Genomic DNA, 20,130 nt, shown 5'->3' on the forward strand with positions numbered 1-20,130 from the left:
AACGGTGCTTCCGTCACGTGCAATCTATTTATTGGTAGAATAGCATAGCACCTATTTTAGAGCAAGTATTTTTTATGTTAGAATTTCTCCAAATCCTTATGTAAACAAAAGGCGGGCATTCAAGCCCGCCTCCCATTGCCTTAATCTTAGTAGAATTTGTGGTGACGACGATGACAGTCATGATGGCGATGATGGCGATGTTTCCGACAATGACATTTTTTACCGAAATCTTCATGTTTCCGGTGATCATGTTTAAATTTAGGCTCAAACTTAATGACAGTCACCTTAATAATCTTCTTAGTAACGCGTTTTCTTGGCTTAGGAAAATGACAATGATGCGAACGATGTTTAAACATTTCAAATTCGCCTCCATTTCTTTGAGATAGAATATACTATGGAAGCACTGAACAACCGGAACCCAGCATCTGACTATTTATAAAAGGATTGGGCGATTCAATCCCCTTCCTCCAACTTGATGTCCGGGTCATAGTCCGCCACGATCAAAACATCCATATGACGCGCTTGACGGAGAATTTGCGGGACGACCGCATCCTTTCCCCAACGACTGCTTCTGGAGGACTGCCCCACAATTAACTGCGTACCTGTATACCCTTCCACCGGAGTAATCAATATGTCAGCAATCTCTCTCCGACTGGAAACAAGCCGGATTTCGAAGGTTCCTCCCAGACGGTGGGTTAGCATTTTCAACTGCTCCAGCCGGGAGTTTAGCTTCTCCGGTATGCTTATACCGACATGAACATAGGTCACGATCCATACCGCCTTCAGACGAAAAGCAATACGAAAGCCGCGTCGAATCAGCCTTTCAGCATTGTTACTAAGCGTCACCCCTACGAAGATTACTTCCTCTCTACGCCACGGCCCTCTCAGCGATTCGTGTCGATCCCAGGATTCCAGCCGTTCATCTACATCATCTGCCAATTCCCGCAAAGCAAGCTCCCGCAAGGCAATCAGATTGCCTAATTTAAAAAAATGGCTAAGCGCTTGCTCCACCTTGGCAGGATCGTATATTTTGCCATCACGCATACGCTGCTGCAACGATTTGGGAGCCACATCAATGAGCTGTACCTCATCGGCCAGCCGCATCATACGGTCGGGAACGGTCTCCCTCACCCGAATCCCGGTAATCTGCTCAACCGCGTCATTCAGGCTCTCCAGGTGCTGTACATTCATTGTGGAAATGACAGAAATCCCTTGATCCAAAATCGTCAGTACATCCTCATAACGCTTGGATCTTGAACTGCCGGGAACATTGGTATGCGCCAGTTCGTCAATAAGGACCACCTCGGGATTGCGCCTGAGAATCGCTTCGGTGTTCATTTCCTCCAAATATACGCCATGCCGCTCGATAGTCTGACGAGGAACGGTATCCAGAGAGCCCACTTGTGCCAACGTTTCTACCCTTCCATGCGTTTCCAGTAGTCCGATAACAACATCAATCCCGCTTGTCAGCAGATCATTTCCCTCTCTGAGCATCGTGTACGTCTTGCCGACACCGGGAGCAGCACCAATATATACCTTGAGCTTGCCGCGCCGAATTTTAGCAGCCTCAGCCTGCGCTTCCTCATCGCTCAGACGATGATACGGATCATTGTCTCCTTCTTCCTGCCTCATCGTCGGCAAAATACGTTCACCCTCCTGCTCTGCGCGGTCGGCAATAAGCAGCAGGTCCATATTTTTCATCCGCTTAAAAATTCCGTTCACCAGCGAGCCCCTGATCAGCTCCTGCCACCGGGTCTGCCGGGAATGTCCCATAACGATCCGGGTAACATTACGCGCCACCGCATAATGGATAAGCTGCCGAGGCAATCTTCTGCGGGAAATGAGCGGGATTTCTTCAAATTCCGATCCTACCTTTTCAACCAGTTGCTCAATCGAGCGCTTGAAGGCCGCCGATTCCTTGGACAGCTTGCGCTTCGGATCGACAAAGGAGGCCACCAGCATATCTCCGCCCAGCCGCTTGGCGACCTGCTCCCCCCTGCGTACATAAATGGACCCGTTCCAGTGATACTGGACAGGCACCAAAATACGCTCTGTGGCTCCTGACGCCCCGTGCAAACCCAACTCCTCCCGGTGCCGTTCCAGCGAATCGTTCACATCCTCTGCCACCAATCGCAGAGCCAGCTCACGCAGCTTACCCAGATTCCCCCGGTGAAACATCTCAGGATTGGGCGCATGCATGTATCCTTTCGCCAGCCGTTCCAAAATCGTTTCCGGTGTAACATCAATCAGACGAATTTCATCCGCCAGCTCCAGCGTATCGATAGGAACTGTATATTCCGCTTCTATTCCTGTTAGCTGATAAACCCACTCCGTAATTCCTTCCAGCTCATAGACATTGACCGTCGTAATGACACTGATACCCAGATCCAGCAGATATTGAATATCCTCCAGCCGCGTTGGAAATGGGGCGCCTTCCCGGTTGCGATGTGCCAAATGATCCACCAGCACCACCTCGGGATTGCGTTCCTCCAGTGCTTTCAGATTTAAATCCTTCTGCTCTACCCCATCCTGAACCCAATGGATACTGGGTATCCGCTCCAGCGTGCCCACCTGCTCCACCGTCTCGCGCCGCTGCATGGTCGACACTGCACAAATCACAACGTCGATACCTTCATGCTGAAGCGATTGTCCTTCCTGAAGCATATGATACGTTTTGCCCGATCCACTGACCGCTCCAATGTATATTTTGAGTCTGCCTCGATGCAGTTTATTAATGGAATCCAATATTTCCTCTGGTGATTTACGTTTAAAGCTCTCCATCTTCGTGCCTCCCTGCAACGTGACAGATCGTTCCGTCCGTTCTTGTATCGCTGTAATGAATGTACTCCCGTGTCCACAACAATTCAAGACGATCCGCTCCAGCCTGCCCCAAATAAGCCACACAGGGCAGCATACGCGCAAAAAAACGCGCATTCAGGCATTTTCTACCTGTCTGCACGCTATTTTAGGCACTCATAGATGATCGCTTTCTGCGAATTACTTGCTGTCTTCACGAACCAGTCCTCGTTGCTGAAACAACTTTTGCCACACCACCCCATGGGACGGGGAAAAGAGAAAGGCCAGCAGCAACAGCAAACCCGATACACACAGCATACATGCGGCAATAGAAGCATCCAGTACACTTGCTGTGTAAAAGCCTGCTACCGAACTGATCGCCCCAAACCCGACGCTGTACACAATCATACGGGATAGCTTCTCCGTCAGCAGATAAGCCGTAAGAGGCGGTACCACGAGCATTCCGACCACCAGAATCGCACCCACGCTCTCAAACGATGCCACTGTCGTAAGCGAAACGAGACTCATCAGCAGATAGTGAAAAAAAACAACCGGAATACCTACCGAAGCCGCCAGCGCAGGATCGAAGGAAGTGATTTTAAATTGTTTGAAAAATACTCCTACCACGAGCAAATTAATTAAAAACATCGCACCCGTAATCCACACCGCTCTCGGACCGACATCTACGCCGGCTATCTCCAGCGTATTCCATGGCACATATGCAATCTCACCATATAGCACGTGATCCATATCCAGATGGACATTGGAAGCAAACACGCTAACCAGCAGAACACCTATGGCAAACAATGTCGTAAACACCACACCAATGGCGGCGTCACTTTGCAGACCGCTTTGCTGGAACAACTGAATCAGATACACCGTCAGGAGTCCCAACACCGCCGCACCGAACATCATCCACACCGAATCTCTGGAACCGCTGATCAAAAAAGCAATGACAATCCCCGGCAACACGGCATGGCTGATCGCATCACCAATCATGGCCATTTTCCGAAGCACGAGAAAACAGCCGACAATGCTGCATCCCCTGCCACTAACATTCCAGTCAAAATCACGTAAAATGTACTCACAGGGCACGCTCCTTTCGTGGCTGGGTTGCGGCTGCCTGCTCCAGATTCTTTTTGGCGTTCAACTGAACGATCGCCTTGGAAATCAATCCACGCTGAGGCGCAAAAACCAGACTCACACCGAACACGGCAGTCGCACACAACACACACAACGGCCCTGTGGGCAGATTTTGCCCCAAAGAACTAATGACCGTTCCACCGAAGCCCGCTATAGCACCAAACAAACCCGATAGACACACCATGACCCCCAGCTTCTCGGTCCAGTATCTTGCCGATACCGCAGGTGTAATCAACAAGGCCGCCATCATAATGACACCCACCGCTTGAATACCGGCAACCACCGCAATAACAATCAGCAGCATCAACAGCTTATCCAGCAAGCCTGCCGGAAAACCAAGTCCACGGGCAAAGCCGGGATCAAAACTAAGCAGCTTAAATTCCTTGAAGAACAATATACAGATCCCGATTAGCACCACCGAAATTGCCGCCATCGTGTAGACATCAGACAATACCATTGCTGCCGCCTGACCAAACAGAAATTTATCTAGCCCGCTCTGATTCCCCGCTCCGCTGTGCTGAATTTCCGTCAAGAGCATAATGCCAAAGCCGAAAAATACAGACAGCACGGCTGCAATCGCCGAATCGCTTTTGATTCGTGAGTACCGGGTCAGCGTACTGATGGCAAAGGTTGCAACAATACCTGCAATGGCGGCCCCGATCATAAATCCAAATACGGATTTTGTGCCCGTAATCATAAACGCTACACATACCCCCGGCAAAGCCGCATGTGCCAAAGCATCCCCCATGAGCGACTGCTTGCGCAAATACATAAAGCTGCCAATCACGCCGCTGCTTAAACCGAGCAAGATGCAGCCCAGTAGAATCCACTGCATATTCGGATCGGCCAAAAGCGTAGCCAAGCTTGTCATACCGCTCACCTCACTCCGAGTATCGTGCCGGAATCCGGACCTGTTTTGAGTATGCCCAGACGTCCGCCATACGTACGTTGCAGATTTTCCTCGGTGAAAATGTCTGCCGTCTCTCCGAACGCCATCAGATGCCCGTTTAGCAGCATGACTTGGTCAAAATAATCTGTGACCGTAGACAAATCATGATGAACGACAAGTACCGTTTTCCCCTGCCGCTTCAAATCTGTGAGCAATGAAATAATGGCTTTTTCTGTTGCAGCGTCCACACCTACAAACGGTTCATCCATAAAATAAAGCTGAGCGTCCTGCGCAAGTGCTCTGGCTAGAAAAACACGCTGCTGCTGCCCGCCGGATAACTGACTGATCTGCCTGTCCGCATAGTCGCTCATGCCTACCTTGTCCAGACTTTCCAGCGCAGCCTGACGATCAGCGGCTCCCGGCCGCTTGAACCAGCCGAGTCTGCCGTATCGTCCCATCATGACCACATCCAGCGCGTTCGTCGGAAAATCCCAATCTACCGACTCACGTTGCGGCACATAACCAACCTTGAGCAACTGCTGTTTATAAGGCTTGCCGTAAACCAACACCTCGCCTCTGAGCTTCGGGATTAGTCCAAGCGCAGCCTTGATCAGCGTAGACTTCCCAGCTCCGTTCGGACCGATAATACCAATCAGCTTGCCTTCCGGCACCTCGAAGGAAACGTCAAGCAGAACGGGCTTTTTTTGATAAGCTACAGATAAATCACGAACCACAAGTGGTGAATGCTCCATGTTGTTTCCTCCTCCTTTATTTAAGAGCTTTAACAATCGTATTAACGTTATGCTTGACCATTCCAATATACGTACCGTCTTCCGTGCCTTCCTCACCCATCGCATCCGAATACAGCTCGCCGCCAACCTTGATTGTATGGCCCTGCTGCGCTGCTCCCTGGATGACCGCATCTATGGCCTTTCTTGGAACGCTGGATTCTACGAATATAGCCTTGATTTTATGTTCAACCAAATAATCACGCAGCTTGGTCACATCCTGAGAGCCCGCTTCGGATTCTGTGCTCATTCCTTGGAGGCCTCTCACTTGAATGCCGTAGGCATCTCCGAAATAGCCAAAAGCATCATGGGCCGTGACAAGCACGCGCTGGGCTTCTGGTATGCTGGCAATCTGCTCCCTCGTGTAATCATCCAGCTTCTGCAGTTCAGCGAGATAAGCTTCTGCATTCGTCTTATAATCCTCCGCATGAGCAGCATCCAGCGTCGACAATTCATCTCTGACGGTTTCTACTGCAGACATCCAGTTTTGTACGTTAAACCAGATATGCGGATCATGCTCCGACCCCATTTCCGGGCTACCTGAGCGCAACTGATCCTGAGCAATATTTTTGGACACAGGTACGACAGGTTTTTGCTTGCCGATCTTCTCCAAAATATCCTGCATTTTTCCTTCCAGATGCAGTCCGTTATAAAAATAATATCCGCCTGATCCAGTTTGCGCATATCTCCCTGAGAAGCCTTGTACAAATGTGGGTCAACACCTGACTTCATAATGCCTGTAACCTCCACATGATTACCGCCTACCTTGCCGACAATATCAGAAATCATGCCAATGGTAGCTGTGGCCTTTATTTTTTGCCCCGCCTCTCCGGTAGCTCCCTGCTCCACCTTCTTACTATTAGTGCATGCACTTGCTACAACTAAAACCAGGAACAATGTTCCTGCCATCAAAGCCCATCGCGGTACAGTCGTCTTAAACCGTTTATTCATGTTTCAACATCCTCCTCTATTTATATGTATTTGGGACAAACTATTTCATGATGTCAATTATTTTTTCCTAATACTATATTTTAGAGTATACACTAAAATGTTTCCCTAAGGAAACATTTTAAATATAAAAATCTATTTATCCTGTCAGTCCGTTCGATTTTAGCTCTCCGAATGTGTAATATATAGAAGATATCCAATCGTTAAACGAAAGAACATATATAAAGAAGGGGAAGATCATGGAGCAAACAGGATACGGCCCTTACCGGGACAAGCATCAACAACATCGAACACGGAAAATGCTGCTCATTTTTGTGCTGCTGTGCTGTCTGATCCCTCTCACTTCCTGTGCACGGGGGGACGTCCATGTAGATGTTCATCTGGATCAAAGTGTGGATATGGATGTTTCGTTCAGTGTAAACAATCAGACGCTAGTGATGCTGGATAATCCAGGACTGCTGGACCGCTTGGCCAAGCGGATTCAAAGCAACAATCTAAATGTTCAGCCACTATCTGAGCAGGGAAGAAAGGGTTATCAAATCAAGGGGCACTATCAAGGAGATTGGAGTGCAAGCGAAAAAAATCCCAATCAGGGTCTAAATCTACCTGAGGGATTAGAATTTAAACGCGCTGTGACCCCACATTTTTTCACAACTAACTATGATCTTACAATGAAGCTCGATCTGCCACGGATGCTTCCTGAGGAAGCTCGGGGACTCGGTGACAAATTAGAGCAAATGAATGTGATCGCACGCAAAATAGTGGAGCGGCAGCTTGATCTAAATTTTAGCATATCCTTACCGATCCAGCCCGCAGCCAGCAATGCCGACAGTGTATCGACAGACGGAAAAACGCTGCGTTGGAATATTGCCCCATTAGAATCTAATGAGCTAAAGTTATCCGTCAACGTACCCAATCTGCGTCATATCATATATGTAGCCGTTGCGGGCCTGATCCTGATTGCGGCAGTTGTGATATGGCTGATTCGTCGTCATCGCTCCAAAAAGGACTCTAAAAGAAAGCTGCTCCTCCGAAACCTGAATCCTGAACAGTTAAAAAAATCGTTGCCTAATTTCTGGTGGGGGGATCTGACATTGATCCTCTTCATCCTTGCCAAACCAGCGGTATCGGTTACGTGCCACCCAGTTATAGACTGCATTGCGTATAAAGCGGGGAACGAGGATAAAGACATAGGCCAGCGGATATGGAAAACGCAGATGTCTGGCAATCCGCAAAGCCGCGGTTGACCTTGTGTAATACATACCGTCTTCGATCAGTACGAATGTATCCAACTGATCCGTTGACAATCCTCCTGCACGCAGAAGCTTCTGTCCCTGCTCGGATTGCAGGGAAGCAAAATGAAACGTCCCCTTCGGATCACGCTTAATAATGAAGCGGGCCGCTCCTTGACAAAAATGGCATACCCCATCCACCAACACAATCGAATGATCAGACTGCTTCATACATGCATTTCACCTCCGGGAAATAAACAACAGAATACAATCAACAGTATGAGTATAAACAAAAAAACGCCGAAATCATCCGACGCTTGTTTAACAATGTATAGGCTTTTACCTGTTTTGAGAACTAGCTCAATGCTTTCTCAAACAGCTGTTTCGAATTAATTTGCTCTAAAAACTCATCATGGAACATATCCATACACTTGCAGATAAAATCCTTATGGCATACCGGGCAAGGCGTCGTTAGCAATCGACTGATATTCGTCAAGGTCCACTCCGGATTACGTTGAGAAAAAACGCGGCACTCCGTTCCATCGGCCAAACTCATTTTAAACTCATAAAGCCCTTCTTTTTCGTTGCTGCCAGCCAGCGTGAAATTAACAATATTCGGTCTGTAAGACATCATATCACCCGTATTTTTCAAATTTGTTTCGTACCTGATGACCAGAATCACCTAAGCCATCTTAATGAATTTTGGCGATGATGTCAAATAGTCTCGGATCTCCGCGAATCAAGGTCTATATGCAAAAGCCGCCGATGAATCGGCGGCAGGAACGTAGAGATTATGTGCTTCGCGATCAAATGACGTTCAGCTCGACGTCAATGTTGCCACGAGTCGCCTTGGAATACGGACAAAAATCATGCGCTTGACGTGCCAAATCTTCGGCCTGAGAACGTTCAATACCCGGTATTTTCACGTCTAGACGCACCGCCAATTGGAAGCCGCCATCGCTCGGGTCCTTACCGATGGACACGTGGCTGGTGACCTCAACATTATCCACTTTTACCTTGGCTTTGCGGGCTACATTAGCCAATGCACTCTCATAACAGGCGCCATAGCCTGCCGCAAACAATTGCTCGGGATTCGTGGCCTCTCCACCTGCACCACCCAATTCCTTCGGTGTACTGAGCTTATGCTTCAAAACTCCGTCCGATGAAGCGACAGAACCGTCTCTTCCGCCATGTACCGTTGCTGATGCTGTGTATAATGCTTCCATGATTTCATCTCTCCTTCTTTACATGGTTTACATTCGCTGGGATCATCGCCATGTTAATGATGATTTCCTTCTCGTATGTACTTTAAACAAACCACACAAAATGAATCACTGGAGAGCGCGGATTTATAATATGACCGACAACCTGTCGTGGGCTAAAATAAGATTAACTTGCTTAACCGCACAAAAGTTGCACTGGACAAAAACTATTGTGGGTGTACAATAGGGATAAAGCAATAGTTATGTCACTAATAATATATTCCAACATGGATAAAGAAGGTGAAGCGTATGAGAAATACAAAAGGGAACCTGGCGGAAATCGCTTCACTATCGGAAGTGAATCGCTCCTTGAACGTCCCGAAGGACGGCACGTGGTTTCGAAAATTCCTCGCCTTTGCCGGACCCGGCTATATGGTCGCTGTCGGCTATATGGACCCCGGCAACTGGGCTACAGACATTGCAGGCGGATCGCAATTTGGCTATACACTGCTCAGTGTCATTCTGATCTCCAATCTGATGGCCATCCTGCTACAAGCCTTATCCGGCAAACTCGGCATTGCCACAGGCAAAGATCTGGCTCAGATGTGCCGCGAAGCCTATAGTCGCCCAGTGGCGATCGGCTTGTGGCTTTTATGCGAAATCGCCATTGCAGCCATGGATCTGGCCGAGGTCATCGGTTCAGCCATTGCACTCAAGCTGCTGTTCGGTATACCACTATTGTACGGTGTCCTGATTACCGCATTTGATGTCATGCTTATTTTATTACTGCAAAATAAAGGTTTTCGTGCTTTGGAAACGCTGGTCATTGTACTGATGGTGACGATTGCCGGCTGCTTTGGCATCAATCTCATTTTGGCTAAGCCGGAATGGAGCAGCGTGATGGGTGGCTTTGTACCGGACTCACAAATTTTGACCAACCCAAGCATGTTGTATATCGCCATCGGTATTATGGGCGCTACCGTGATGCCTCACAACCTGTACCTGCATTCGTCCATCGTACAAACTCGTAAATTCGAGCAGACGTCAGCAGGCAAACGAGAGGCTATCAAATTCGCAACATGGGATTCGAGTATAGCGCTCATGTTCGCCCTGTTTATCAATGCCGCGATTCTGATCGTCGCCGCAGCCGTGTTCCATACCGCAGGAAAAACCGATGTGGCGGAAATCAGCGATGCTTTCTATCTGCTGTCGCCATTACTCGGAACCACGCTCGCCAGTATCCTGTTCGGGGTGGCGCTGCTCGCTTCCGGTCAGAATTCAACCGTAACCGGTACCTTAGCCGGGCAAATCGTCATGGAGGGCTTTCTCAGCCTTCGTCTCGCGCCTTGGCTGCGCCGTCTGGTAACCAGACTCATCGCTATCATTCCAGCGGTGATCGTCACAGCAATCGCGGGGGAAAAAGGGGCCGAAGAATTGCTCGTGCTAAGTCAGGTCATTCTGTCCATCCAGCTTCCCTTTGCCATCATCCCGTTGCTGATCTTCACCAGCGACAAAAAGCGTATGGGTGAGTTTGCGAACAAAACATGGCAAAAAGTATTAGCCTGGATCGTGACCGCTGTCATCATTATCTTGAATGTGGTGCTCATCGTACAAATGATTTCAGGTCATTGAGAGGCAAACAACACTTTAAAATCAAGAAAAAGGTATCCCCTTGGCTTATTGCAACCCGGGATACCTTTTTTTAATTACCCTAATCCATCGTCCAACTTACCGCTTGTCAGGCTGTGCCTGCGTTTGCGCTTCAAGCGCGAGGTTCAGCTTGAGCACGTTCACACGTGGTTCACCGAACACCCCGGCACTGCGGCCTTCGGTCTGCTCCTGCACCAGTGCTTTCAGTTTATCCTGCGCAATACCCGTCAAGCCGCTAATACGCGGAATTTGAACCCGTGCCGCCTGTGGCGAGATATGCGGGTCCAGGCCGGAGCCGGAGTTCGTAATCAGGTCCACCGGAACCTGACTGATCGGTACATCCGGATTATTTTTCTGCCAACCTGCTATCGAATCCTTAACCCTCTGTATCAAGGCCAGATTGGACGGTGCGTAGTTACTGGAGCCTGAACCAGCCCCATTATAATCAATGCTTGATACCCGCCCCTGAAAAAACGCCGGATTGGCAAAGGACTGCCCGATCAGCTCGGAGCCGACTACCTGACCCTCTGCATTACGAAGCATACTGCCATTCGCCTGCTGCGGAAACAATACCTGTGCCACGCCCGTGCTAACCAGCGGGTAAGCGAGGCCACACAGGAGGATCATCAGCACCGAGGTACGCAAGGCCACTCCTATAATGGTGCCTCCCCGCATCTCTTCTCTCTCCGGCTGTCCATTCGGCACAGCATCCGTCTCTGGACGCTTGTTATTACCCTGCCCGGCAGACCCGGCCTTTTCGTGTGCAGCAAATCTGCGTCCGGACATCATCCGATAAAAGCCACTCATGTTGCTCACCCTTTCTGCTTCCATTCAGTATCCGAAATGCACACCTTCACAGGTTGCGTTAAATCCACAAATGCACCAGCAAATCAATGGCTTTAATGCCGACAAACGGCACCACCATACCACCCAAACCGTAAATCAGCAAATTCCGTCCCAGCAGACGATCCGAACTCATGGGCTTATACTTCACGCCCTTCATGGCCAGCGGGATCAGAAGCGGAATAATAACAGCATTGAAGATCAGCGCCGACAAAATAGCAGACAGCGGAGAGCCAAGCCCCATCACGTTTAATGCGCTCATTTGCGGAATCGCCAGCATGAACATCGCCGGAATAATGGCAAAATATTTGGCAACATCGTTCGCGATGCTGAATGTTGTCAAAGCACCGCGTGTCATAAGCAACTGCTTGCCAATAGCGACCACCTCAATAATTTTGGACGGATCGGAATCCAGGTCTACCATATTGGCGGCTTCCTTGGCTGCGACCGTACCACTGTTCATGGCCAGCCCGACGTCAGCCTGCGCCAGCGCAGGAGCATCATTCGTACCGTCTCCGGTCATGGCAACAAGCTTGCCCAGCTCCTGCTCACGGCGGATGACTGCGATTTTGTCCTCCGGCTTGCTTTCAGCCACAAAATCATCCACACCCGCTTCCCGTGCAATTGTCGCGGCTGTCAGCGGATTATCCCCGGTACACATGATCGTGCGGATGCCCATTTCCCGGAGCTGATCAAACCGCTCCTTCATGCCCGGCTTCACCGTGTCCTTCAAATAAATAATGCCATATATCCGATCATCCAGCGCGACAGCCAGCGGCGTACCTCCTTCAGAGGCCACCTGATTCGCTTTTTCCTCCAGATCGGCTGGAACGCTGCCGTTTTGCGATAGTACCCACTGCCGGACAGAGTCCACCGCGCCCTTACGTACCTTTTGTCCATCAGCCAGATCCAGACCGCTCATCCGGGTTTCCGCCTTGAACTCGATAAAGGTCCCGCCTGCTGCCAAGGATTCATCCAGCGTGTGCTCCTGCTTACGCATCAACTCCAGAACTGAGCGCCCCTCAGGCGTCTCATCCTTCATCGAACTCATCGCAGCCCACTTCACTAACTCTGTCTCCTCTACGCCGCCTACAGGCACGAATTGGCTCGCCATCCGGTTACCGAAGGTGATTGTCCCTGTTTTGTCCAAAATCATCGTGTTGATGTCCCCGCATGCTTCTACTGCCTTGCCTGACATGGCCAGCACGTTAAACTGGGTGACCCGGTCCATACCGGCAATCCCGATGGCTGACAACAGTCCTCCAATCGTTGTAGGAATCAGGCAGACCAGCAACGAGATCAGCACGGGAACAGGCAGGTCAATGTTAAAATGACGGGCAATCGGTGCCAGCGTCACCACCACGATCAGAAAAATAATCGTCAAGCTGATCAACAGGGTATTCAGCGCAATTTCGTTCGGCGTCTTTTGCCGCTGTGCGCCTTCCACGAGCGAAATCATTTTATCAATGAACGTCTCACCCGGCTCTGTCGTAATCCGCACCTTAATTCGGTCACTGACCACGCGCGTCCCGCCGGTTACCGAGCAAAAATCACCACCTGATTCCTTGATCACTGGAGCCGATTCTCCCGTAATCGCCGATTCATCCACTGAGGCAAGACCTTCAATCACCTCACCATCACTCGGAATCATCTCGCCCTGGGACACCATCACAATGTCACCTTTGCGCAGCTCGGTCGAGCTGACCACCTGAATCTCATCCCCGACAAGCTTGTTGGCTTGTGTGTCCTGCTTGGATTTTTTCAAAGAGGCAGCCTGCGCCTTACCCCGCCCCTCTGCGAGCGCTTCGGCAAAGTTAGCAAAAAGCAACGTGAACAACAGGATGATAAAAACAGCCAGATTAAAGCCCATTTCGTTGCCAGTTCCAAAATAACCGGGAAACAGCAGCATGAGCAGCACGACCAATGTGCCGATCTCCACGACGAACATGACAGGATTTTTCATCATGATCATCGGATTTAATTTCATAAAGCTATCCTTGATCGCATGCTTCAAGATGCTTTTGTCCAGCATGCGTTTGCGTTGTTCCTTCATGATCAAGCACCCCGTTCATCCATTCTCATTTTCTTCTTCCTGTTCATCTTCTTCACATGGTCAGAAATTCAGCCACAGGCCCCAATACGATTACGGGCAAAAAGGTCAACGCGCCGATCAACAGCACAACCCCGATTAAAATCGCCCCAAACAGCTTGTTGTCCGTGCGAAGTGTGCCCGTCGTCACGGGAGTCGGTGCTTTGGCATTCAATGAAGCCGCTACAGCTAACAGTGCAACTATAGATACATATCGTCCGAAGAACATAACAATCCCTGTTGTCGTGTTCCAAAATACGTTGTTATCCGTAAGACCTTCAAATCCCGAACCGTTATTAGCCGCAGATGAAGCATATTCATATAGCACCTGAGTCAATCCGTGATATCCGGGGTTTGTAACCGCATCGTACCCCCAATGACTCATAAAAGCGAGCGCAGTCGGCACCAAAATGAGAAACGGATGTACCAAAATGGCAATCGCGATCAGCTTCATTTCCTTACCTTCAATTTTCCTGCCCATAAATTCCGGGGTCCTGCCGACCATCAATCCACATATAAACACACCCAGAATCGCGTACATCAGCATATTCATCAGCCCGACGCCCTTACCGCCGAAAATGACGTTCAGCATCATTTCACCCAAAGCAGCCATACCGCCCAGCGGGGTCAGCGTATCGTGCATATTATTCACCGAGCCAGTGGTTGCCGCCGTCGTTACAGCCGTGAACAACACCGATTGTCCAATGCCGAAGCGAACCTCTTTCCCTTCCATGCTTCCCTGAGAAGCATCCACACCCAGTGCATGAATCAACGGATTGCCCGTTTTCTCTGACACATACGTAATGGATAGGAAGACGAGGAACAATACCATCATGGAGCTAAAAATAATCCAGCCCTGCTTGCGATTACGGGCGAACAGTCCAAAGGTATACGGCAGCGAAGCCGGCATCACCCACATCGCCAAAATTTCCAGCACATTCGTCCAGGGATTTGGATTTTCAAAAGGATGCGCCGAGTTGGCCCCATAGAAACCGCCCCCGTTCGTGCCCAAATGCTTGATCGATTCCATCGAAGCAACGGGTCCCAAAGCAATCTGCTGCTGTGTTCCGCTCAGCGTTGTAATATCCGCCGTAGACTGAAGCGTCTGCGGTACCTTCAGTCCGACCAGCACCAGCGTAAGTACAAAGGCCAATGGAAGAAAAATCCGTATAATCGCTTTGATAAAATCCTGAAAAAAGTTGCCCATCCCTTCACCGCGCCGCGTCAATCCTCTCATAAAAGCCGCAGCAACCGAAAAACCGGAAGCAGCCGAAGTGAACATCATCATCGTAACGAACGCCATCTGCGTCAAATACGTAAGTCCGCTTTCTCCGCTATAATGCTGGAGATTCGTATTGGTCATAAAGCTGATCACTGTATTAAAAGCAAGTGACGCTTCCATATTGCCATTTCCAGCCGGATTAACGGGAAGCAGTCCCTGCAAGCGCAGCAGCACATAGCTGATCGCCACAAGCACGACATTCGTAGCAATGAAGCTCATAACGTACGTGGTCCAACGCATGCTCTCCAGCTTTTTCAATCCTATAACCTTATAAATCAGCTTCTCCGTTCCGCCAAACACCCGATCTGTCCGATTCGGTTCATTTGAGAATACATGATATATATAGGTGCCCACTGGTTTCACCAAAAGCAGCAATATCACAATCACAATTCCAATTTGCAGCAGCTCCATCATCTATTCCCTCCTTCAAAATGCTCCTGCGTTTGGAACAACAGACGGGTTCATAGCACCAGGCGAGTGCACACGTTTGCGAAAACCCGCTGCCTCTGATGTCTCATCCACGATCTGCTGTCCCCCGCCCGCTTGATCCTGTTCACCTGATTAGAACTTTTCAGGATTCAGGAGTGCGTAGATTAAATACACAAACACAATCGCCGTAAGCGTAAGCACAACCATCATCCTTTTCGCCCTCCTTTGGAGGTCTGCGCATCACACCAGCGTACAAACAGCAGTATCACTCCATAACTCACAGCCATCACGAGCAGCATGTATATATCCATCATGTTCATACCCTCCCGTATCGGTCCTCAGATCGTCATTCTTACATCCTCGTAAAATCACCATACAATGAATTCGAAAATATTAATTTATATTATCCATACCGTAAGCGACTATCCGTTCAACAGGAAACCCACCTCTCCATTCAAAGTGTAGATCACATGGTCTGCTCCCAAACCTCGATAAATCCCTTGAGGATTACAGCCTTGTGTAATGACATAGACCGAATCTGATGTCAGCGGCCGGCATATTTGCAGAAAACGGCACGTCAGATTCAAGCTGTTCTCAAACAAATACACGCAGCCAATTTCTTTTTTGGGAAAATTCCATTTTCCTGCTTGCATCGTATTGATGCGCACAATATGCTCCACACCCATTTTTTTGAGCTGTCGTTCCTCCTGAGCGCTATTCGTCAGAACCGCAAACGCCAGTTTTTTGTACATAAGCAATTTCACAAAATTTCTGCCCGATTCATTCGGTGCAGTGACAATGATTAGCCGACCTTCCATCAGTAGCTCCTCTCCCGGTATAAAAAGACAACAAAAAGAAGCCGAAGGAAAAAGGCTTCCTCCGGCTTCTTACGTAACCATGATAAAATAAACCATGGTTGCACACGGCGGTTTGTTGCCTCTCCCTGTACGCTTACGAGGTTAGCTGTCGGATTCGGACGTGAGAGTCGCCCTATTTCTGGCACTTGGCCGGAAAATTCACCCCATGAGACACACGGCCCTCTAAAAGCCGCATAGATCTCGTTTGGTTCCCCCGCTTTTGCAACTGCAAAATTCAGCGCTATAGACAATTCGTTGCTGCTTCATTCACTTAATTTGAAATTACGTCTTGAATCATACACCCGCGCAAGGAACACTGTAAAGCTCACCTGCAGGGTTATAAATCGGTCTTTGGAGCAAAGAAGATGAATAACAGCGCTTACAACTGTAATATACTTCTCCCAGCTCCTTCAAGCTCGGTTTTTCATCCCTTTTCGAAAATGACGGGCATGTCAATATTGGCGTATGGAGAGCTTTTTTGTCCCTTTTTTGTAAAAGAGAAAGAAAAACTGCTGTATGCACCTGATAAACGCCGATTGAGCCTGTTTTTACGATGAGAAACACCGCAATTCGCCCCATTTGCAGTGCCATTTGCCGTTTTGAACAAAATACGATTTTACAGTTTCAGACAGTGCAATACATCTATTATAGACTTGCAACCCCTCGTTAAATTGCTTACAATTTAATTGTAAAATAGTAAATTAGGAGAGATACCATGACCGTTTATGAATATGATGCACAAACCCTGCAAGGGAAAGTGATTCCGTTGTCCACATACGAAGGAAAAGTTCTGCTTATCGTGAATACAGCCAGCAAATGCGGGCTAACCCCTCAATACAAGGCGCTACAAGAGCTATATGACCAGTACCATGAGCAGGGGCTTGAAATCCTGGGGTTCCCCAGCAACCAGTTTGCCAAGCAAGAGCCGGGTTCCAGCGAGGACATTTCGGAGTTTTGCCAGATTAACTATGGAGTTACGTTCCCGATGTTTGCCAAAACAGATGTCAATGGCGATCAGGCACACCCTTTATTCCGCTACCTCACCCGGACAGCTCCGGGCGTACTAGGCTCCAAAGCGATCAAATGGAATTTTACTAAATTTTTAATTACACGCGAAGGTAACGTATTTAAGCGCTACGCCCCACAGACAACTCCGGATAAACTGGCGGGGGATATCGAGAAGCTCTTGTAGCAAAGCTTACAAGCCACTTCATCACTGTTCACAAGCAGCCGAACCAGGCGGCTGCTCCTGTGGCTAGGAAAAAAGGGATATAACAAAAAAGCATCCCTTCACGTCAAAAACGTGTCAGGATGCTTTTTTAACTGTGTCTTGCATGTAATGCGGTCGAGAGGACTCGAACCTCCACGGGCGTACGCCCACTACCCCCTCAAGATAGCGTGTCTGCCATTCCACCACGACCGCAAATTCTAATGTTTTGAGGCAACAGATTTATTATACTCCCTTGTATTCTATTTGTAAACATAAATACAATAATTATTTTTAAAGTCATATAATATAACATATAAAAGCTATAAAATATTTAATTTGACATACAAGCATCTTGAGTGTAAATATATATTACATAATATCACTAAAATTTTTCTTAATCTGATTTTTAAAGTCACTTAATATAACATAAAAAACTATACTCTAAGGAGGCGAACCGCTTTGCAAAAAGGCAATCGTTTGCTGAACTACGCATTGCTGTTGGACCCTTCCCTGCCTGTCGGTGGCTTCACTCGTTCCTACGGGCTAAAGGAGCTGTTTCGAAATGGTCGTTTAACCTGTCTGCAAGACCTGGAACACTATGCACGCACCGATCTGCATCCTCAATTCACATCCCTCGATGGCATGGCTATCAAAAGCCTTTATATCGCTGTTCAGCAAAATGATGGTTGGCGTATCGCTCTTATTGATAAAATGCTGCACACCCAGCGTTCTTCCCTACAGCACATGAAAGAGTCACGCCTATCCGGCCAACGCCTGCTCAAGCTCGCTAAGGCTTTGTACCCTTGGCTTGAATTCGACCAGCTCGAAGCTATACTTAACCAATACAATGCGATTGGCACACTCGCAACCGTTCATACCTGGATTAACGTTTCTCTTGGAAATGATGTAGAGCAAACCATTCACGGCTACCTTGCCGCGGCAGTGTCCTTCTGTGTCGAAGATGCTTCCAAACTACTCCATCCTCCTTATGAGGAAAAAAATCCTGTTATTCAACGAATGACCAACGAGCTTCTAGACGCATGGAAACAATTCAACACCCCTGAGACTGAGCCAACCGCATTTCAGCGTCGCCTTCTGCAAAGACACTGGTCCAACTCCTACATTACGCAGCCACCCTATATGAGCAGCAACCACTAGCGCGGGTAAGATTCGACTAATTCCTTCGTCTGTCCCCATTATACGCCTCCAGCATCCCCCTGATGCCTGTTTTCACCCTTCCAGCACAACACCAAAAGCACTTCCACCACTTTTTTCAGTGGCAGAGTGCTTTTTTTATCCAGATTACAACTGACATTTCTCACATTTACAGGCTCCGGATGGATTATTCAAACCATTTATCACTTAAATAAGTAATAAATTTATCTCAATTACGTATTTTAGATTGTAAAAACACGTATAAACGTGTATCATAGTTTTAGATGGTTAATTCTAACATGTTTACTGATGATTATTATAACACACCAATTATTCCGCAAGAATCCGTAAGGGGCGATTTCACTTGAACAACAAAATGCCTGTCACCTCCTTAGGGTGGGCCATCAAACAAAGGCTTGTCGAACTTCGACTGGATCAGAAAACATTTTGTGAAACGCATAACATCCCGCCTTCACGCTTGTCCAATCTGATTCACGGCACCCGCAAAGCACAAAGGTACAGAAAACAAGTTGCTGCAATCCTCAACATCGACGATAACGATTATAAGGAGGCATCACCACTCTGAAACCAACGATGTGAGCGTCCCCCAAGCATGCGGCATGCTATAACATCGGCAACCCAAATAAACTCGTCAATCGAACCCGTCGGTCCGTTTTACGGGTTTTCAACCTGAGTGATCTTTAGCGAGAAGATCATTCAGGCTGTGTTTTGTCATTCTCACCTTTTTGCTTACGATATTTCGCAAATTCCACATATTCTAATATGAAATCCTGTTCTTCTGTATCCAGATCCTCTGCCTGGCAATTCAATGGCCCCATCACTCCAAAAAAATAAGCAGCCTTCTGCTCCTGAAGTACGCCTTCACCCGGCTTGACGCCTTTCATTAACCAATCCAGCGATACATTAAAAAAGTCCGAAATCTGGATTAAATGCATCGTTCCCGGTGTTGTTTTGCCTCTTCTCCAGTCTCCAAGATTCCCCGAGCTGATTTTGAGCTTTTCACAAAACGCCTTCTTTGTCATTCCCCGATCCTTAATCAAGGATTCAATCCGCTGATAAATCGTTTGGTCTCCCAAAATTATCCCCTCCGACACCCTAACTTTTCTTGAACTATTCCCAAAATTTCAACCTTCATTGCAACCATACTTATTCGGTAATCATCACTTTAATATTCTGCACCCGTTTATTCTGCCGTTGAATCTTCCTGTTTTTTCTCTTTACGGAAGCGAGTAAATTCAATATACTCAAGTATAAATTCCTTTTCTGTTTCGCTAAGCTGTTCCCCCTGGCAATTCAGTTGCCTATCTGCATCAAAAAAATAAGGGTCTGTCGATTCCTTCAGCACCTCACTCTGAACATTCCGCCCCAACATGATCCAGTCCAGACTGGCATCAAAAAACGAAGCGATTTCAATGAGCTTATTCGTGCCCGGTGTCGTCTTGCCTCTCTTCCAATCACCAAAATTTCCTGTACTGATACCCAACTGCTCGCAGAATGCCTTTTTTGTCATTCCCCGCTCCTTGATAAGCTCCTCAATTCGTTGGTAAATAGATTGCATAGAAGTTCCTTCCTCCCTAGCAGGCTCTCAAATAACGA

The 20,130-nt window shown here is 48.2% G+C and carries 19 protein-coding genes, 1 tRNA gene, 2 pseudogenes and 1 riboswitch; of the genes and pseudogenes, 4 read left to right on the plus strand and 18 right to left on the minus strand.

Annotation, left to right across the window (positions count from 1 at the left end):
- Window positions 1–453 precede the first annotated feature (453 nt).
- The 9 genes and pseudogenes from ASL14_RS05080 to ASL14_RS05125 form a co-directional block, all read right to left on the minus strand.
- A complete protein-coding gene (locus tag ASL14_RS05080) occupies window positions 454–2,781 on the minus strand; it encodes a histidine kinase (RefSeq protein WP_134910693.1) in 2,328 nt (775 codons plus the stop codon).
- Complete coding sequence (locus tag ASL14_RS05085) at window positions 2,768–2,959, minus strand: hypothetical protein (protein ID WP_134910694.1); 192 nt, start codon at window positions 2,957–2,959, stop codon at window positions 2,768–2,770. Before ASL14_RS05085 ends, ASL14_RS05080 begins: the two co-directional genes overlap by 14 nt.
- Window positions 2,960–2,997: 38 nt before the next feature.
- A pseudogene (locus ASL14_RS05090) lies at window positions 2,998–3,884 on the minus strand (metal ABC transporter permease).
- Window positions 3,881–4,810, minus strand: coding sequence for a metal ABC transporter permease (locus tag ASL14_RS05095; RefSeq protein ID WP_134910695.1), 930 nt, complete (start codon window positions 4,808–4,810; stop codon window positions 3,881–3,883). The pseudogene ASL14_RS05090 and the gene ASL14_RS05095 overlap by 4 nt, the downstream one beginning before the upstream one ends.
- A gap of 5 nt (window positions 4,811–4,815) precedes the next feature.
- Window positions 4,816–5,580, minus strand: coding sequence for a metal ABC transporter ATP-binding protein (locus ASL14_RS05100; RefSeq protein ID WP_134910696.1), 765 nt, complete (start codon window positions 5,578–5,580; stop codon window positions 4,816–4,818).
- A gap of 16 nt (window positions 5,581–5,596) precedes the next feature.
- Window positions 5,597–6,567 (minus strand): annotated as a pseudogene (locus ASL14_RS05105) (metal ABC transporter solute-binding protein, Zn/Mn family).
- A gap of 1,049 nt (window positions 6,568–7,616) precedes the next feature.
- On the minus strand, window positions 7,617–8,027 hold the full coding sequence (locus ASL14_RS05115; protein WP_134910697.1) for a thiol-disulfide oxidoreductase DCC family protein: 411 nt from the start codon (window positions 8,025–8,027) through the stop codon (window positions 7,617–7,619).
- Between the two features lie 124 nt (window positions 8,028–8,151).
- The gene (locus tag ASL14_RS05120; protein ID WP_134910698.1) at window positions 8,152–8,478 is read right to left on the minus strand and encodes a hypothetical protein; all 327 of its coding nucleotides are present in this window, start codon (window positions 8,476–8,478) and stop codon (window positions 8,152–8,154) included.
- 124 nt (window positions 8,479–8,602) lie between these two features.
- The gene (locus ASL14_RS05125; RefSeq protein ID WP_134910699.1) at window positions 8,603–9,022 is read right to left on the minus strand and encodes an organic hydroperoxide resistance protein; all 420 of its coding nucleotides are present in this window, start codon (window positions 9,020–9,022) and stop codon (window positions 8,603–8,605) included.
- A gap of 285 nt (window positions 9,023–9,307) precedes the next feature.
- Here ASL14_RS05125 and ASL14_RS05130 point away from each other — a divergent pair, with 285 nt between their 5' ends.
- On the plus strand, window positions 9,308–10,630 hold the full coding sequence (locus ASL14_RS05130; protein WP_134910700.1) for an Nramp family divalent metal transporter: 1,323 nt from the start codon (window positions 9,308–9,310) through the stop codon (window positions 10,628–10,630).
- A gap of 96 nt (window positions 10,631–10,726) precedes the next feature.
- Here the strand turns inward: ASL14_RS05130 and kdpC are convergent, their stop codons facing one another.
- From kdpC to ASL14_RS05155, 5 genes are all read right to left on the minus strand, one after another.
- On the minus strand, window positions 10,727–11,455 hold the full coding sequence (gene kdpC, locus ASL14_RS05135; protein ID WP_134910701.1) for a potassium-transporting ATPase subunit KdpC: 729 nt from the start codon (window positions 11,453–11,455) through the stop codon (window positions 10,727–10,729).
- Window positions 11,456–11,513: 58 nt separating this feature from the next.
- Window positions 11,514–13,544, minus strand: coding sequence for a potassium-transporting ATPase subunit KdpB (kdpB, locus tag ASL14_RS05140; protein WP_134910702.1), 2,031 nt, complete (start codon window positions 13,542–13,544; stop codon window positions 11,514–11,516).
- A gap of 52 nt (window positions 13,545–13,596) precedes the next feature.
- Window positions 13,597–15,273, minus strand: a complete 1,677-nt coding sequence (gene kdpA / locus ASL14_RS05145) for a potassium-transporting ATPase subunit KdpA (protein ID WP_134914401.1) — start codon at window positions 15,271–15,273, stop codon at window positions 13,597–13,599.
- 150 nt (window positions 15,274–15,423) lie between these two features.
- On the minus strand, window positions 15,424–15,501 hold the full coding sequence (gene kdpF / locus ASL14_RS29480) for a K(+)-transporting ATPase subunit F (RefSeq protein WP_082067099.1): 78 nt from the start codon (window positions 15,499–15,501) through the stop codon (window positions 15,424–15,426).
- 212 nt (window positions 15,502–15,713) lie between these two features.
- Window positions 15,714–16,109: a hypothetical protein gene (locus ASL14_RS05155; RefSeq protein ID WP_134910703.1), complete on the minus strand. Its 396-nt coding sequence runs from the start codon at window positions 16,107–16,109 to the stop codon at window positions 15,714–15,716.
- A gap of 114 nt (window positions 16,110–16,223) precedes the next feature.
- Window positions 16,224–16,399, minus strand: a riboswitch (cyclic di-AMP (ydaO/yuaA leader).
- 464 nt (window positions 16,400–16,863) lie between these two features.
- On the opposite strand from ASL14_RS05155, the gene ASL14_RS05160 reads away from it, so the two are divergent.
- Window positions 16,864–17,340: a glutathione peroxidase gene (locus ASL14_RS05160; protein ID WP_134910704.1), complete on the plus strand. Its 477-nt coding sequence runs from the start codon at window positions 16,864–16,866 to the stop codon at window positions 17,338–17,340.
- A gap of 148 nt (window positions 17,341–17,488) precedes the next feature.
- On the opposite strand, the gene ASL14_RS05165 is transcribed toward ASL14_RS05160, so the two are convergent.
- A tRNA-Leu gene (locus tag ASL14_RS05165) sits at window positions 17,489–17,571 on the minus strand.
- 264 nt (window positions 17,572–17,835) lie between these two features.
- Here ASL14_RS05165 and ASL14_RS05170 point away from each other — a divergent pair.
- The gene (locus tag ASL14_RS05170) at window positions 17,836–18,516 is read left to right on the plus strand and encodes an urease accessory protein UreF (protein ID WP_335338623.1); all 681 of its coding nucleotides are present in this window, start codon (window positions 17,836–17,838) and stop codon (window positions 18,514–18,516) included.
- Between the two features lie 38 nt (window positions 18,517–18,554).
- Here the strand turns inward: ASL14_RS05170 and ASL14_RS29050 are convergent, their stop codons facing one another.
- On the minus strand, window positions 18,555–18,680 hold the full coding sequence (locus ASL14_RS29050; protein ID WP_257721141.1) for a hypothetical protein: 126 nt from the start codon (window positions 18,678–18,680) through the stop codon (window positions 18,555–18,557).
- A 197-nt stretch (window positions 18,681–18,877) separates the two neighbouring features.
- Between ASL14_RS29050 and ASL14_RS05175 the strand changes: the two genes are divergently transcribed.
- The gene (locus tag ASL14_RS05175) at window positions 18,878–19,099 is read left to right on the plus strand and encodes an XRE family transcriptional regulator (RefSeq protein WP_134910706.1); all 222 of its coding nucleotides are present in this window, start codon (window positions 18,878–18,880) and stop codon (window positions 19,097–19,099) included.
- A 127-nt stretch (window positions 19,100–19,226) separates the two neighbouring features.
- Here ASL14_RS05175 and ASL14_RS05180 read toward each other — a convergent pair whose 3' ends face one another.
- Entirely contained in the window at window positions 19,227–19,610 is a 384-nt protein-coding gene (locus ASL14_RS05180; RefSeq protein ID WP_134910707.1) for a helix-turn-helix domain-containing protein, read from the minus strand.
- 107 nt (window positions 19,611–19,717) lie between these two features.
- A complete protein-coding gene (locus tag ASL14_RS05185; RefSeq protein WP_134910708.1) occupies window positions 19,718–20,092 on the minus strand; it encodes a helix-turn-helix domain-containing protein in 375 nt (124 codons plus the stop codon).
- Window positions 20,093–20,130: the final 38 nt, after the last annotated feature.

This window comes from Paenibacillus sp. IHB B 3084 (assembly GCF_001447315.1).
In the GTDB taxonomy this organism is placed as follows: domain Bacteria; phylum Bacillota; class Bacilli; order Paenibacillales; family Paenibacillaceae; genus Paenibacillus.